The organism is Pseudarthrobacter sp. PvP004 (genome assembly GCF_017876035.1).
Lineage (GTDB): Bacteria > Actinomycetota > Actinomycetes > Actinomycetales > Micrococcaceae > Arthrobacter > Arthrobacter aurescens_A.
In genome coordinates this window covers 1674900-1688187 of the sequence record NZ_JAGINL010000001.1, presented here as the reverse complement: position 1 = coordinate 1688187, position 13288 = coordinate 1674900, and the positions used below count along the sequence as shown (strand labels likewise).

The 13288-nt window shown below is 60.5% G+C and carries 12 protein-coding genes; 6 read left to right on the top strand and 6 right to left on the bottom strand.

Annotated elements, in window-relative coordinates; all coding sequences use genetic code 11:
- The first annotated feature begins 3 nt into the window (after window positions 1–3).
- The 6 genes from J3A64_RS07630 to J3A64_RS07605 all read left to right on the top strand — a co-directional run bounded on the left by J3A64_RS07630 (window position 4) and on the right by J3A64_RS07605 (window position 5965).
- Window positions 4–903, top strand: a complete 900-nt coding sequence (locus J3A64_RS07630) for a sugar phosphate isomerase/epimerase (RefSeq protein WP_014921670.1) — start codon at window positions 4–6, stop codon at window positions 901–903.
- Window positions 903–1895: a Gfo/Idh/MocA family protein gene (locus J3A64_RS07625; protein WP_210063961.1), complete on the top strand. Its 993-nt coding sequence runs from the start codon at window positions 903–905 to the stop codon at window positions 1893–1895. The genes J3A64_RS07630 and J3A64_RS07625 overlap by 1 nt, the downstream gene beginning before the upstream one ends.
- Before the next feature lie 98 nt (window positions 1896–1993).
- Complete coding sequence (locus tag J3A64_RS07620; protein WP_286176218.1) at window positions 1994–3361, top strand: CynX/NimT family MFS transporter; 1368 nt, start codon at window positions 1994–1996, stop codon at window positions 3359–3361.
- Between the two features lie 134 nt (window positions 3362–3495).
- The gene (locus J3A64_RS07615; protein ID WP_210063960.1) at window positions 3496–4482 is read left to right on the top strand and encodes a Gfo/Idh/MocA family protein; all 987 of its coding nucleotides are present in this window, start codon (window positions 3496–3498) and stop codon (window positions 4480–4482) included.
- A gap of 136 nt (window positions 4483–4618) precedes the next feature.
- Complete coding sequence (locus J3A64_RS07610; protein ID WP_014921674.1) at window positions 4619–5368, top strand: SDR family NAD(P)-dependent oxidoreductase; 750 nt, start codon at window positions 4619–4621, stop codon at window positions 5366–5368.
- 144 nt (window positions 5369–5512) lie between these two features.
- Window positions 5513–5965: a VOC family protein gene (locus J3A64_RS07605; protein WP_051024967.1), complete on the top strand. Its 453-nt coding sequence runs from the start codon at window positions 5513–5515 to the stop codon at window positions 5963–5965.
- Between the two features lie 477 nt (window positions 5966–6442).
- Here J3A64_RS07605 and J3A64_RS07600 read toward each other — a convergent pair whose 3' ends face one another.
- The 6 genes from J3A64_RS07600 to J3A64_RS23640 form a co-directional block, all read right to left on the bottom strand.
- Entirely contained in the window at window positions 6443–6997 is a 555-nt protein-coding gene (locus tag J3A64_RS07600) for a carbohydrate ABC transporter permease (protein ID WP_280115938.1), read from the bottom strand.
- A 302-nt stretch (window positions 6998–7299) separates the two neighbouring features.
- Window positions 7300–8142, bottom strand: coding sequence for a carbohydrate ABC transporter permease (locus tag J3A64_RS07595; RefSeq protein ID WP_014921677.1), 843 nt, complete (start codon window positions 8140–8142; stop codon window positions 7300–7302).
- A gap of 144 nt (window positions 8143–8286) precedes the next feature.
- Complete coding sequence (locus J3A64_RS07590) at window positions 8287–9543, bottom strand: ABC transporter substrate-binding protein (protein ID WP_162486146.1); 1257 nt, start codon at window positions 9541–9543, stop codon at window positions 8287–8289.
- A gap of 1090 nt (window positions 9544–10633) precedes the next feature.
- Window positions 10634–11740 (bottom strand): low temperature requirement protein A, encoded by a 1107-nt coding sequence (locus J3A64_RS07585; protein ID WP_307807172.1) that lies wholly within the window; start codon window positions 11738–11740, stop codon window positions 10634–10636.
- A gap of 208 nt (window positions 11741–11948) precedes the next feature.
- Window positions 11949–12320 carry a hypothetical protein gene (locus J3A64_RS23645; RefSeq protein WP_238324572.1) on the bottom strand — a complete coding sequence of 124 codons (372 nt, stop codon included), beginning with the start codon at window positions 12318–12320 and terminating at the stop codon, window positions 11949–11951.
- A gap of 50 nt (window positions 12321–12370) precedes the next feature.
- Window positions 12371–12793 (bottom strand): hypothetical protein, encoded by a 423-nt coding sequence (locus J3A64_RS23640; protein WP_286176217.1) that lies wholly within the window; start codon window positions 12791–12793, stop codon window positions 12371–12373.
- Window positions 12794–13288 lie beyond the last annotated feature (495 nt).

The following is a 13288-nucleotide window of genomic DNA, read 5'->3' as shown; positions in this document are numbered from 1 at the left end:
ACAATGCGGCTAGCGGGTCACACACTAGGCACCCCGAACCACACGGTTCCCCAAGCACTGAGTCTCTTCCGGGCCGCAGGGCTCGATGCGGCAGAAATCATCTACCAGGACGACTACAAGTCCGGTTTGCCCCTGGGGGAGCGGCACTCCGCGATGGAGGCACTCAAAGCGTCCGAAGGCGAAGGCATACCAATCGTGGGACTAACGCCGTACACCACAGCCATCAACTCACTGGACGATGCCGAATGGCGCAAAGCGGTCGACGAATTCCGCGGGGCCATAGATACCGCACAACTGCTCGGGGCTGACAGGGTCCGTGTCTATGCCGGCTCCTGGCACCCCGGAGATACCGACCACGCTGCGCGGTGGGGGCAGTTGCGCAAAGCCTTGGAGACCCTCGCACCCGAAGCCCATCAAGCTGGCGTCCGCCTTTGCGTGGAGAACCACTTCGGCACGATGACCCAGACCGCAGCGGACACCGCGGCACTCGTCCGGGAAATTGCCCAGCCGTCCGTCCGCGTGCTCTACGACCAGGCCAACCTGACTTTCACGCACGACGAAAGCTACGAAGAAGCCTTCGCCGTCCAAGGTGACCTGATCGGCCACGTCCACGTCAAAGACCTTGTCTTCACCGACCCGACGGCGACCTTCCGAGCCTCGGAGACGGCCAGGGTCAACGCCTCAGAGCGTGCAGTCCGGTCACGTGTGGTCGGAAGCGGCGTTGTACCGTGGTCCCCGATTCTCGCCGCACTGCTGAAGCACGGCTACGACGATGTACTGAGCATCGAACTCGAATACCGCTGGCACCCGCAAGATCTCCCCACCCCAGAGGATGGATTCCGGGAATCCGCCGCAGTCCTGCGCGCAATGCTCACTGATTTGGCCCAAGTAAGGAACGCCTGATGAACACAAATCGCCTCCGTGTCGGAGTTATCGGCGCCGGCAACATCGCCACGATTGCGCAACTGCCCACCCTCGTCCAACGGGACGACGTCGAGTTGGCCGCCTTGGTTTCCCGGCGCGAAGATCCCAGCAGCCTGGTCCGGCGCTGGGGCTTCCACGCCGCCTACAAGACAGTGGAGGAGATGCTGGCCGCGCAGGAACTGGATGCAGTGTTCGTGCTGACCCCGCGCTCCGAGCACGCCCACGCCGTCGAGCTTTGCCTCAACCGCGACGTGGACGTGTTCTGCGAGAAACCGCTAGCCCCAGCGACAGATGAGGCAGAGCATCTGGCAGACCTCGCCGACGAGCGGGGACGGATACTCATGGTTGACTTCAACCGGCGCTATGCACCCGTCTACACGGCCGGCCGGGAGGCTTTTGGCGACAAAGGCGCCACCTTCTGCGTTGCCCAGAAGAACCGCCCTGGATCCGAATACCGTGCAACGTTCGAGAACGCCATCCACATGGTCGATCTCCTGCGCTGGTACTGCGGAGGCGAACCTGAGCACGTGGCCGCCCACGCTGCTGGTGAAGATCCTTGGGAAGAAGACGGAATCGCAGCGACCATCCGCTTCAGCACCGGCAACACCGGCGTCCTGATGGCAGCCCGAACAGCGGGAGCATGGAACGAGAAGCTGGACGCGTACGGTGACGGGAAGACCGTCGAAGTCAGGGCGCCCGAGACAGTTTCCACCACCATCAACGGCGTCACCACTTCACGGGAACTGAGTGCAGAAGCGTACGGCTGGGCTACGGCGACAGACACGCTGGGATTCTCGGCCGCCGTTCACCATTTCCTGGATCGGGTCGGCGACCGGGCCCAGCCACTTACTTCAGGTCGCGAAGCTGTTCGCACCCAGCGCCTGCTGGACCAGATCCTCGCCGCGGCTGGCCTGCCCGCAGAGGAGCAAACCGGGCGCGAGTGGGCGAGCCACGCAGTTAACGCACGCTGAACTACCAGCCCCATCTGACGAAATTGCACGGGTGTCTGATACGGGTTCCTTGAAACTGGTGTCTTGAGCCAGCCTGTCGGATATAGGGAGGTGCCACCATGGCTCCACGTCGCCTGCCTCAGCGTGAATTGCGAGTCAAGGGAGCCGGGAGACGGCCGTTGCGCGGGCGTCTCACCGCGCTTGCGGGCATCCTGCTGGTTGCCTTCAGCGCAAGAGAGGCGGTTTCGGCGGTGTCGCCGCTTCTTGGCCACATAGGCGCAGACCTCCCCCTTGACGCCGTGACCACAGGGACCCTAGGGATGCTGCCGACCGCCAGCTTCGCGGTGATGGGCTTCCTTGCGCTGCCGCTGCTGCGGCGTATCCAGCTTGAGCACCTCCTACTGGTTGCGATTCTGCTGACAACGTTGGGTCAGCTCGGCCGCGCAGGGGGATGGGACGTGTTGGCATTTTTGGTGTTCACGTGTATCGCCATGCTCGGGATTGGTCTGGTCAACGTCGTGGCGCCGCCTCTCTTGATGAAGTTTTTTCCCGACAGAATCGGGGGTCTCGCGGCGCTCCACGTCACGCTCCTGGGTGTCAGCACGGCGGTGGCCGCCCAATTCGCAATTCCTCTAGGCACTCTTTATGGCTGGCGGTTCTCCATTGGTATCTGGGCTGTACTCAGTGCGCTTGCTGCGATCCCGTGGCTGATTCTTCTATCGACCAGACGGATCGTTGCCCGCACACCAGTCAACGATCAGCAGTCGCCTCCTGCGAACAGGGTCAATCCTTGGAGATCATCAATCGGATGGGGCACTGCATTGGTTTTTGCTGGTTGTTCCAGCAATACTTTTACGGCGCTTACGTGGCTCCCGGCTGTCCTCGTTGACAGAGGACTAAGCGAGGAAACTGCTGGATCCATGCTGGCGCTGTATTCGATCCTTGCTTTGCCGGTCGCTCTGATGGTGCCCATGGTTGTTGTAAGAATGTCCCGCCCGCTACCTGTGGCCGTCCTGTTTGTGGTCGCGTTCGCCATAGGTTACGGAGGCATCATCTTCGCGCCACCAGCTTCTGCGGCGGTCTGGGTGGTCATTGCCGGGCTAGGCCAAGGGTCCTATTCCTTTGCGTTCACCATGATCAATAAGCGAACACGAACGCAGGCCGGCTCAGGACGTCTGTCCGCGTTTGCCCAAGGAACCGGCTACGCCCTGGCGAGTGTCGGCCCGTTCCTTTTCGCGCTTCTGCACAGCCCCGGGGATGGCTGGCTGGCCTCGTTCGGCATGCTCGGTGCCTGGCTCGTGGTGCTTCTGGCAGGGGCCATCATGGTCAACAAGCCACGCATGCTCGAAGATCACTCGGCGGTACCGGGGCTGGCTCCCGGAGAATTACTGCCCTTCCAGGGTCCAACGGCAGCAAGCTGCAGAACGGAAGTCGGCGTTGACACCGAAGACTTCCGACCTTCGGATCCGAAAATGCCAGGTATTTAAAGGCCTTCTGGGACACCAAAGGGTGGTGCCCCCGAAATACACAACTGATCTCGTCGATTTTCTGAATTAACTCAAAGGAGAGATTTCATGAGCACCTCTTTCAACTTCGGCCTGATCTTCGAGGGGCCCGCATCATGACGACGGCGGCACAGTCCCAGCGCGTCGCCGTGGTGGGGGCGGCCGGGTGGGCAGGATCCCGTCATGCACGAGCATTCACCAAGGTGGGTGCGAATGTCACCCACTTGGTGGAGAAAGACGAGAGGGCGGTCTCGTTGGCCCACGAGCTGGGTGCGCAGGTGGTGCCCAGCGTCCAGGAGCTTCGTTGTGATCAGCTGGACTTAGTCGTCGTCGCGTTGCCCACCACGCTACAACCGGATGTCTGTGCGGATCTGCTGAACAGAGGATTTCGGGTGCTGACGGAAAAGCCGGTAGCTGCAGATGCCGAGAGTGCTGCCATAATGGCCGCCGCTTCGGGAGTGAACCAACGACTCATGGTGGGTTACACACTCCACCAGCATCCGGCCGTCCCGCTTATCTCTCAGTGGATCAGAGACAACGACGTGATCGCTGTAAACGTTCGATCGGTCGCATATAAGGAGACCATCGACTCCTGGCGTGCTGATCCGAAAGAGGGTGGCGTTGCGGTGGTGAATGGCATCCATGCCATCGAGCTGGTCTCTTCGTGGTTCGAGGGAGACCCAAGAGTCGTGGCGACCAACGCCAGCAGCAGCCTGTACGGGTCTCCGGTGCCGGAACACGTCGTTTCCACCCTCGAATTCCCCTCTGGAGCGGTATTTACCTTGCAGAGCTATTGGTCTCCCTGGCGGGAACCCCAAGGGCTCAACCAAGGGGATTGGAGCCTCACCATCGATGTTCTGGCCACTGGCGGCCGGATGTTGTGGTCGAACGATTCCCTCCACGTGTGGACCCGTGACGGCGGACAGCAGGAGAAAAACTTCGCACCCTCCGACCTCTTCCTCCGCCAGGCTCAAGCGGCCCTGAGGTTCTGCGTGGGTGAAACGCCTGCCGTTACATTCGCCCAGGCGCTCCGCGCCACGGAAATCGCCGATGCAGTCCGGACAGCGGCGGCCACCGGCGCCCGGGAGGCGCTCACCCCTTAAGCATCATCGAAATCCAAGCAAACGAGGACCGGCCGAACCGGGCAATTTCGAGTAAGGAAACGAACATGAAGACAGCACCCCACGCTCCGACCACAGGAGAACTGCAGGCAAACTGCGCCCAGAACGGAGATAACCGATGAGCCTCAAAGACCAGGTGGTTCTGGTAACCGGATCAAGCGGAGGAATCGGCGACGCCGCAGTCAGCGCTTTTATAGCCGCAGGGGCCAGGGTCATCGGCGCCGACCGTTCCCCCAAAGAGGACCAGGCCCTTCAGGCGTTTTATCCCCTCGACATCACCTCGGAACAACAATGCGCAACGGTCATACAGGACATCGAAGCCGAGTACGGACGTGTCGATGTCCTCGTTCACGCGGCCGGAGTGCTTGGCCCCACGCCGGACATCATGAACACAACCACTGAAGAGTTCGACTCCATCCTGAGGATCAACGCAACGGCGACCTTCACCATGGTCCGGGAGACAGCAAAATCCATGCTTGCGACCGGCACTGCCGGCGCCATCGTGGTCCTGTCCTCAGTTGCGGCCAAAGAAGCACGCCTCAACTACCTGCCCTACAACGCGAGCAAGCTCGCAGTCCTCCACATCATGTGGTCCTTTGCTGAACTTCTCGGACCCAACGGCATCTCCGTGAACGCGATCGCCCCAGGACCGGTGAACACGCCCATGTGGGCGCAATTTGCCCGGGACTCCGGCCCCGACGCGGCAGCCAACCGAGCGAAGAGGGCAGCGCAGCTGCCGATGCGTCGGTTCGCCGAACCTGATGAAGTAGCCCGGGCCATCCTGTTCCTTTCCGATCCCGACAACCGCTACATCACGGGAGTGTCTCTCGACGTGGCCGGCGGAGCACATCTGGGAATCGGAAGTTGAAATGTGCGACGAGGGCTTGTTATTGGCCGCTTGTGCCACTGTGCCCTTGCCTCACTGAACCCAACAACGCTTTAGGGCCGCTTTCATCCTGAAAGGCAGTTCAGCAATCAGAGACGAGTCCCTGACCTTCGAAGGAGACACTTAATGCGACATCACCACACTGCCCTGCACGTCACGGATATGGAGCGGAGCGAGCGATTCTATGTGGATGGCCTCGGACTGGCGCGTTTGGATGCCTGGACGTCGGGACCATATATCGGAGAACTTTACGGCCGTCCTGACGTAACCGTCAGAGCCATGCTTCTCGCTACCCGTGACGGATCCTTTCGGCTGGAACTCGCCCATGCCGAGCCGCTACTGCCAGCCGTCAATCCATCAGAGGCGCAACCGGGCACCGCTCACCTCGCCTTCACGGATATTGATGTGCGACAGGTTTACACCAGAATGACAGCGCTCGGCTACAGCGCGGTATCAGAGCCCGTTGCTCCGACCTCCGGACCCATCGCAGGCGGGTGGCTGGTTTACCTCCTCGATCCAGACGGAAATCGCGTGGAGCTGATTCAGCCGCCAGACTGGCGCTCGAGCAACGACTCATAAGTCGCTCGTCTTCTGAATGACGCACTCCGTCAGCCCATGCGTCCGAGTGCGTACCGAGGACTGCCCCCGGACAAAGTACAGGGCGCGTCCGGCATAGGTTGCAAAGGCAGTCGGGCGGGCAGGCTGGATCCTGCCCGCCCACACTGCATCCAGTGTTTCAACACGCAGAACGCCTAAAGGTCCCAGACCGCGTTTGGCTCGCCGGCCGAGATTCTGCGCTCCGGAGTGAACTCGGTGGCCATGAGCCCCTCGCCGGCAATCAGGTTGCCCCGGCGGGCCGAGCCAACCACCGACTGAAGGAAATGTCAGGTGTCGACTTATGTCGGTCAGCCACCAGTGCCTGAGGCACTTCGAGGGCGCACTCAGCGAGTCGGACTTCCGTGGTGGCCCGCAAAAGCAGGCCCCGTGACCGCCTGATGCGGTCACGGGGCCTGCCTTTTTTGCGTTGTCGGATAGTGCGGCTAACGGTTGCTTCAGTTATCCCTTGACACCGCCGGATGTCATGCCGGCAACGAACCAGCGCTGGAATGCCAGGAAGATCGAGAGAACCGGGATGAAGGCTACGACGATGAATGCGGCGAAGAGTCCCCAGAAGCTACCGAAGCCGGTGGTTATGTATCGCACTATGCCGTTCTGCACGGTCTTCATGTCTTCTGTGGTGGCGAGGACGGTGCCCACGAGGAAGTCGTTCCAAACGAATACGAAGATGAAGATGGCTACGGCGGCGATACCAGGCCGGATGAGCGGGAGGATGATGCGCCACAAGATCTGCATGCGTGAGCAGCCATCAATCGCCGCCGCTTCCTCGATTTCGACGGGTATATTTTCGATGAAATTGCGCAGAAACAGGATGGTTTGTCCGCAGATGATTGCCGTGTAGACGATGATCATCATGGGGTATGTGTTGATCAATGCGGTTTTGACGAACATGGAGTAAAGCGCGATAAAGACCACGATCGCCGGGACCATGGAAAGGACCAGAATTCCAGTCATGAGAGTTTCCATGCGGCGGCTGCGATACCTCGTTGCCACATACGCTGCGGGGATGCAAATGGCCAGAGCAAGAACGATCGAGCCGCCGGCATAGATGAGAGAGTTTGCGAAAAAGCGGATGTTGGTCGATGTCAGAAGACCAACATAGCCCTCGGATGAGAAGGGGGCAGGTATCCACCTTGGCGGGAATTCCAACGTGCCGGACGCGGTCTTAAGCGACGTGGACACAATCCATGCGACCGGGGGGAGTACCACCGCTGCGGAAAGTATGATGTACGCCCAGGCCGGAACGGCCTTTATGAAACTGCCCAAGCGTCGTTGGCGGCGCGGGGTTGTGATGCTCACAAGCTTTCCTTCCGTCGGAAGCGAATGGCGACGAGGGTGAGGGCGATATTGACGGCGAAAAGCAGGATTGCCGTTGCCGAGGCTCCCGAGAGGTCAAACTTGTCGAACATCTGGTTGTAGACCCGCATGGACAAGGTTTCTGTGGAGCCGATGGGGCCTCCTCTCGTGGTGACCAGGATGATGGTGACCATCTGCACATAAAGCATGAGAAGGACGACCACAACGGAGACGATGGTGTTGCGCAAGTAGGGCAGTGTGATATTCGCAAACTGGTGCCAGATGCCGCCGCCGTCCATTTTGAGGCTTTCGCGGAGCTCCTCAGGAATCGTTTGAAGGGCGCCCAAGAAGAGGAGCATGGCTTGCGGGTAGGACCACCAGGCTGACATCAGAGTTACTGCAACCAGCGCACTGGCCGGAGATGAGAAAACGTCAGTGGGACCGAACCCGAGAGATTTAGTGATCGCTGATGCCGGACCATAGTTGGGGTTGAGGAACCAGAGCCAGATTGTTCCTGCAGTGGCCTGTGACATCAGCCAAGGCAGGAGGAAGAGGCTCCGGACCGAACGCTTGAAGCGGTGAAGGTTGTTGAGCACGATTGCAGAAAGCAGCCCCGCCGGCAGTGCGATAACCAAGGCGCCGAGCGAGAACACCAGGGTTGTCCAGATGCGGCTCGGCAGGTCGGAGTCTGAGAACAGTCGGACAAAGGAATTCAGGCCCGTGAATTTGCCGATCTGGTAATACGACGTCTCGTGGAGGGCCGTCCACGCTGTGTAGATGAGCGGTCCCACAAACACAAAGAGGAAGACGACGCTGACCGGGAGGACGTAGAGCCATACCATTCGATCCCTACGGACCCGGCGAAAACTTGGGGCGCCCAAGGGAGACGTTGCGGTGTTGCGTGGGCTGCGGGTGGGGCTTTTTGTAGACATTTCTGTCCCTTCCGTGGGGGCCTGATTTCTCAGGCCCCCAGATATCGCGAGCGGCTACTTCTTGTTGGCCGCATCCTGCGCGGAACGGACAAAATCGCTGCCTGATGAACCGTTGAGAGTCAGCTTCTGCCCGGCTTGGGAGAGGCCAGTGGCAAGCGCGGTCCATGTGTTGGAATACGTCCGCGGTTCACTGTTGGTCTTGACGTAGGCGGCGATGTCGTTGACGGTCTTTGCCTCCGGAGTGGAGAAAAATGGTTGCTGGTAGGTGGCCGCACGGGTGGGTACCTCACCGCCGGTTGCCATCAGAGCACCGGCTTCCGGGCCGGTCATGTATTCGATGAACTTCCAGGCGGCCTCGGTATTCTTACTGCCATTGCCTATGCCCAAGGTCCACCCAATGGTGGTACCTGTCGTATCGCCGGTACCCGCTTTGGGTAGGGCCGTCCACTTGAGGTCCTTGTTCTGCGAGCCGAAGGAAACCGCTCGTTCCGTGCCCAAGACTGCCATGGCAACCGTGCCGCTCGCCATGCCGTCAGCTACGGTGCCGTACGTGTCAGAAACGACGTTGCTGCCAAGAGCCTTAGCGTCCCTGAGCTTGGCCAGGAAGTCACCAAACTCGTTGCCTTTGGCCGTCGCGAAACTTGCCTGCCCATCTTTGTTCCAGATTTCCTGATCCACTTGTGACATGAAGCAGTTAAAGAACGTGCTGATGATGGCCGAGTTGTCCGTGTCCGAGAAGCCGGTCCCGAAGCCGGTATAACCAGCGGCAGCAGCTTTCTTGGCAACTTCGACTACTTGGTCGTACGTGGTGGGAACTGTCGCGCCGATCTGGTTGAGGATCTTTTCGTTGTAGTAGAGGGCGCAGGTTCGGTATTCATATGGCACGGCAACCGGTTTGCCGTCGGGGCCCGCCAGGGTGTCGGTGGGGCGCAGCCAGTCGGTGACCTTCGAAGCAGCGTCAGGCAGCGGGGAGTAGACGCCGGCAGATGCCATCTGGGGAACGACTGGAGTGAACATCTTGAAGACGTCAGGGGCCTGACCTGCTGCCGCGGCCTGAGGCAGCCTGTTCAACATGTCGCCGAGCGAAACAACGGAGAGGTTGATCTTGATGTCCGGATTAGCCGCCTCAAACTTGGCAATATTTTCCTTCAAGGCTTTTGAACGCGGATTGGCCTGGCTGGGATCGAGGAAGTCCCAGTAGCTCAATGTCACGGGCCCTTTGGGTTCCGAAGCTGAGGGTGAGCAGCCACTGAGGGCAAGGCTGGCTACGACGGCTGTTACGAGCGCCAAGCCCCATCGCTTTTTGATCATGAATTTCTCCTGTGAACGGATTTGCTGATGCGGGAGCATGCCGTGCTCAAGCGACGCGTGCTAAGTGCGGGACACCGACGGTCGGGAGAAGTCGTTTTGGTCATCGAGTCTCTCCTTTGAGATCGGTTGCATTATCGAAAGTAGCAGTGAGATCGGTTGCTGAGATCGGTTGCACTAAATTTAGAGCCGAAGGATGGCTCTGTCAAGGAAAGATTTGATGTGGCATTTTGGACGTCCGAATTTCGGCATTGAACAAGGAACTCAGGTGGTCAACCTTTCGCCTGTCCGGCTCTAAAGTGGCTCCCACAGACTCGTTCCTGCCCGCACGCATCACGATGAGTCTTCGGATGTGATCGCCACTCACAGGGCCGATCGCCAGACACGGGTATCTCCTTCGGATCAGGCCAGATCCCACGCCGTTATGCAAAAACTCCCTCAGGGGATGCCGAGGTTGGTTTTGTAGGCGGTGTTTTGTTGGTGTTCCAGCCGGCGATGATGCCGGCGCCGAGCATGTGGTCGGTGAGTCGTGCGTTGCGCCGCTGATAAGCCTGGACCCAGCGGCGCCAGAGAGGCCTGCGGAGCACTGGCAGCCCCCATTGATTGTCAGCTGATAACGCCGAAGGCGCCTGTCCGTCGTTGAAGGCCCATATTCAGACCTGTATTCCGCGTAACCCATGGACTGCGTCATTCCGACAACGCAGTACCAGAGGATTTCTGATGAAAACCTGGTGAGCCCGATGTGTTGACGATCGCGAACCGCAGCGCTCAATGGCGCGCTTTTGTCAGCGCTATTTTGTCACCCCGGGTCAAGGGGCTTGAGGCGAAATCGAGGTCAGCACCGGCTGCAGCTCTCTAGGCACAGAAAGTACTTTGTCTTCGACCACACCGGACGGCTCGCATGTGCCGTGGGCTTGGGGTTCCCCACCCAGCGGATTGGCCCTGGCGGCGTCGCTCGGTTGGGGCCGGTGGTGGCCCGAGCGGGGCAGGAGGCAAGTTATGCGCTCGGGTATGAGGGGCACGGGGACTGGCAGAGGACGCCCTGGCCTGCCAGGTTGGATTCAGGACTTGTCGCCTGGCATCGGATGGGCTGTCAGTTGATTGGCTGTTTGAATCGGCGGCGACGGATCACGGTGTCGGCAACTGCTACGCCAATGAGGGGAAGCAATGCGCCCATAGCGGCAACGAAGGCGGGCAGGAGAAGGCTCAAGCCTGCCAGCACCGCCAAGGTGCCGATGCCGATGAGATCAGTTGGATGGCGCAGGCCCAACACCTGGCGGATAAAAATGCCTCGGCCGGCAAGGAAGAGGGCGGGGCCGCCAAACAGGAGCAGAACGGTGGACAGTTCCGGACGGGCGGACGGATCGCTGATCACAAGCTGATCGCCCGCAGCCACAAGGATCAGGCCAGCCAGGAGCATCAACAAGGTGTTACCCGCCAATATGCCCGGCCGAAAATGATCATGGACCGTGGCGAGCTTGTCCAGGATGTCCCGTTCGAGGCTATGGAAGTAGCACCACCAGATGGCGATGCTTCCAGCCAAACCTACAGTCCCCGTCACAAAGATCAGAGGGTCCTCCAGATTCCCCGCTATTGCCAGACCGGTCGAGAGGATTGTCTCGCCGAGCGCGATCAGGTAGAACAAACCAAACCGCTCGAACATCCTTTCCCCCGGGAGCGGAACCCGGCTTCCTTCGGTTTTGCGGCCCGGCAATCGGTGAGCCAGCATATGGCCAAGAAGGTCAATCGCGGCAGCAACACCCCAGATCATCAGACGTGGCACCGCATCAAAGAAGACCCCGGCAATCCAAAAAGGCGCGCTCATAAACCCCCAAGTCAGCGTGCGCACGAAATGGTTGTGCGTTGTCTCATCCAGTCCCGCCGTAAGCATCCACGCACCGCGGCCCAACTGGACCGCCAGATAGCAGGCAACGAACAGCCAGCCGAAAGCGCCAAATGACGAGTCGATGGAGGCGTTCATGAACAGCGTGACCAGCATGACGATCAGCAGCATCCACTGCACTTCCCGCAGCGAAGTGTCCAGCAATGTTGCTGACCAAGTGGTGTACACCCATACCTTGTAGACCGCCAGAAGCAGCACGAATGTCTCCCCGGCACCCAGCCAGGACAGATGTTCCAGTAAATGATGGGACAGCTGTGACAGCGCGAAGACGAAGACCAGGTCGAAGAACAGTTCCACGCGGGTAACCCGGTCTCCGGAGGTCGCGGAGCGCATCAGCGACCTGGCACGGACCATCAGTATCCTCCACTGGACCAGGAACGGACGGATGCCCCCTCCTGTTGTCGACAACAGTGGCTGTGGTCAGTAGCAAAGTCAAGGGAGGGGAGCCAGCACAAACGTCAGGAGGTCGCAGGCGCGGGAGAGCGGCTTGGTTACACGGAAGATATCAGCGCATCAGGTTCACCGCCGCGTTGACGATCGATGCTTCGTCTATGCCGTGGATGCGGCAGGCGTCCTCCACGTCGGATGACTGACCGAAATCCCTCACACCCAGTGAGACAGCTCGGTCCCCGCGTGCCCCGGCCAAAAAGGACAGGGTGTGTGGGTGCCCGTCCTGGACCGTGACAAGGGGCGCAGGAGCGTGCCGCGGAAAGAGAGCGTCGACGATGTCGAATCCGGCTGGTCCGGATCCGTGGTTCAGCGAGTTGCGGCTTTGGAGGGAGTCGAAGACCAGGTCGGGGCTGGTGAGACAGACGACGCCGGCCGTGATGCCCAGTTCTTTCAGCCATGCAGCCGAGGCGATGACTTCGTGCATCATTGCTCCGATGCCGACCAGGGTGACCTTGACTTCGACCGGGTCGTGGTCGCTCAGCCGGCCACCGAGTGCCAGCGGCGTCGCTCCACCAGCGCCTCGTCCGTCGGCATGGCGGCCAGGCCTTGATCCAGTGGACGGGTGGTGAGCCGGAAGTAGGCAGAGCGTCCTCCGGGGAGGCCGATCCGGCGCTGCGCCTCGAGCATGCACCATTCCGGATCCTGGGCGAAGGCAGGCTCCCAAGCCGTGCACTCGGGCTGTTCCAGGCCAATGGAGGCAGTGGTGAGGGATTGGTGGGCGCCGCCTTCCGGTGCCAGAGTCACACCTGACGGTGTTCCAATGAGGATGGACTGGCCGCCGGCATACATGCCAAAGGACCACGGTTCGAGGGTGCGGGCCACAAAGGGGTCATAGATGGTGGCGATCGGAATCAGGGGCTGACCCCAGCGGCTCCAGGTCGTTCCGAGCTCGGAGACCAAGCCCACGAGGTTGGTGGAGGAGGCAACGTCAGGACTGCAGGTGACGACACGGTGGGCTACGTCGGGCGCTGCCCGTTTCAGGTCGGACAGGAACCGTCCCAGCGCCGCTGCGTGGAAATTCTGTCACCATAGCCCCAAGGCAGGGAATCGGGGATCTGTTCGAGCTGAGCCTGCTCGGGTTGCCTGCGTTTGAGGCGGAGGGATGTCCGGGCGCAGGTCCGTTCCTCGACCGTTCCCGCGGGGAATTTCCGTCAAGGATCGCCCAGGTCCATCCCTCGAGCAGCAGTCCAATGTCATGTTCGGCGAGGTCCCGTACCGCCACAGCCTGTCCGGCCGGGAAACATCGGACTCTGCACATCCAAAAACGGGAACGGGCTCTGTCGACGGGGGCTACTATGCGCGAGATGCTTCTTCCGTCCGGTGAAGCACTGATGTGCCCTGAAGTTCGAGTTCGCGTCTGACGCGGCATAGGCCATTCGGGATGTCGATGGACGC

What these genes read in the sequence shown, in the direction of transcription:
- J3A64_RS07630 (WP_014921670.1), top strand. Translation starts at nt 4, where the DNA reads ATGCGGCTAGCGGGTCACACACTAGGCACCCCGAACCACACGGTTCCC.
- J3A64_RS07625 (WP_210063961.1), top strand. Translation starts at nt 903, where the DNA reads ATGAACACAAATCGCCTCCGTGTCGGAGTTATCGGCGCCGGCAACATC.
- J3A64_RS07620 (WP_286176218.1), top strand. Translation starts at nt 1,994, where the DNA reads ATGGCTCCACGTCGCCTGCCTCAGCGTGAATTGCGAGTCAAGGGAGCC.
- J3A64_RS07615 (WP_210063960.1), top strand. Translation starts at nt 3,496, where the DNA reads ATGACGACGGCGGCACAGTCCCAGCGCGTCGCCGTGGTGGGGGCGGCC.
- J3A64_RS07610 (WP_014921674.1), top strand. Translation starts at nt 4,619, where the DNA reads ATGAGCCTCAAAGACCAGGTGGTTCTGGTAACCGGATCAAGCGGAGGA.
- J3A64_RS07605 (WP_051024967.1), top strand. Translation starts at nt 5,513, where the DNA reads ATGCGACATCACCACACTGCCCTGCACGTCACGGATATGGAGCGGAGC.
- J3A64_RS07595 (WP_014921677.1), bottom strand. Translation starts at nt 8,142, where the DNA reads ATGGTATGGCTCTACGTCCTCCCGGTCAGCGTCGTCTTCCTCTTTGTG.
- J3A64_RS07590 (WP_162486146.1), bottom strand. Translation starts at nt 9,543, where the DNA reads ATGATCAAAAAGCGATGGGGCTTGGCGCTCGTAACAGCCGTCGTAGCC.
- J3A64_RS23645 (WP_238324572.1), bottom strand. Translation starts at nt 12,320, where the DNA reads ATGATGCACGAAGTCATCGCCTCGGCTGCATGGCTGAAAGAACTGGGC.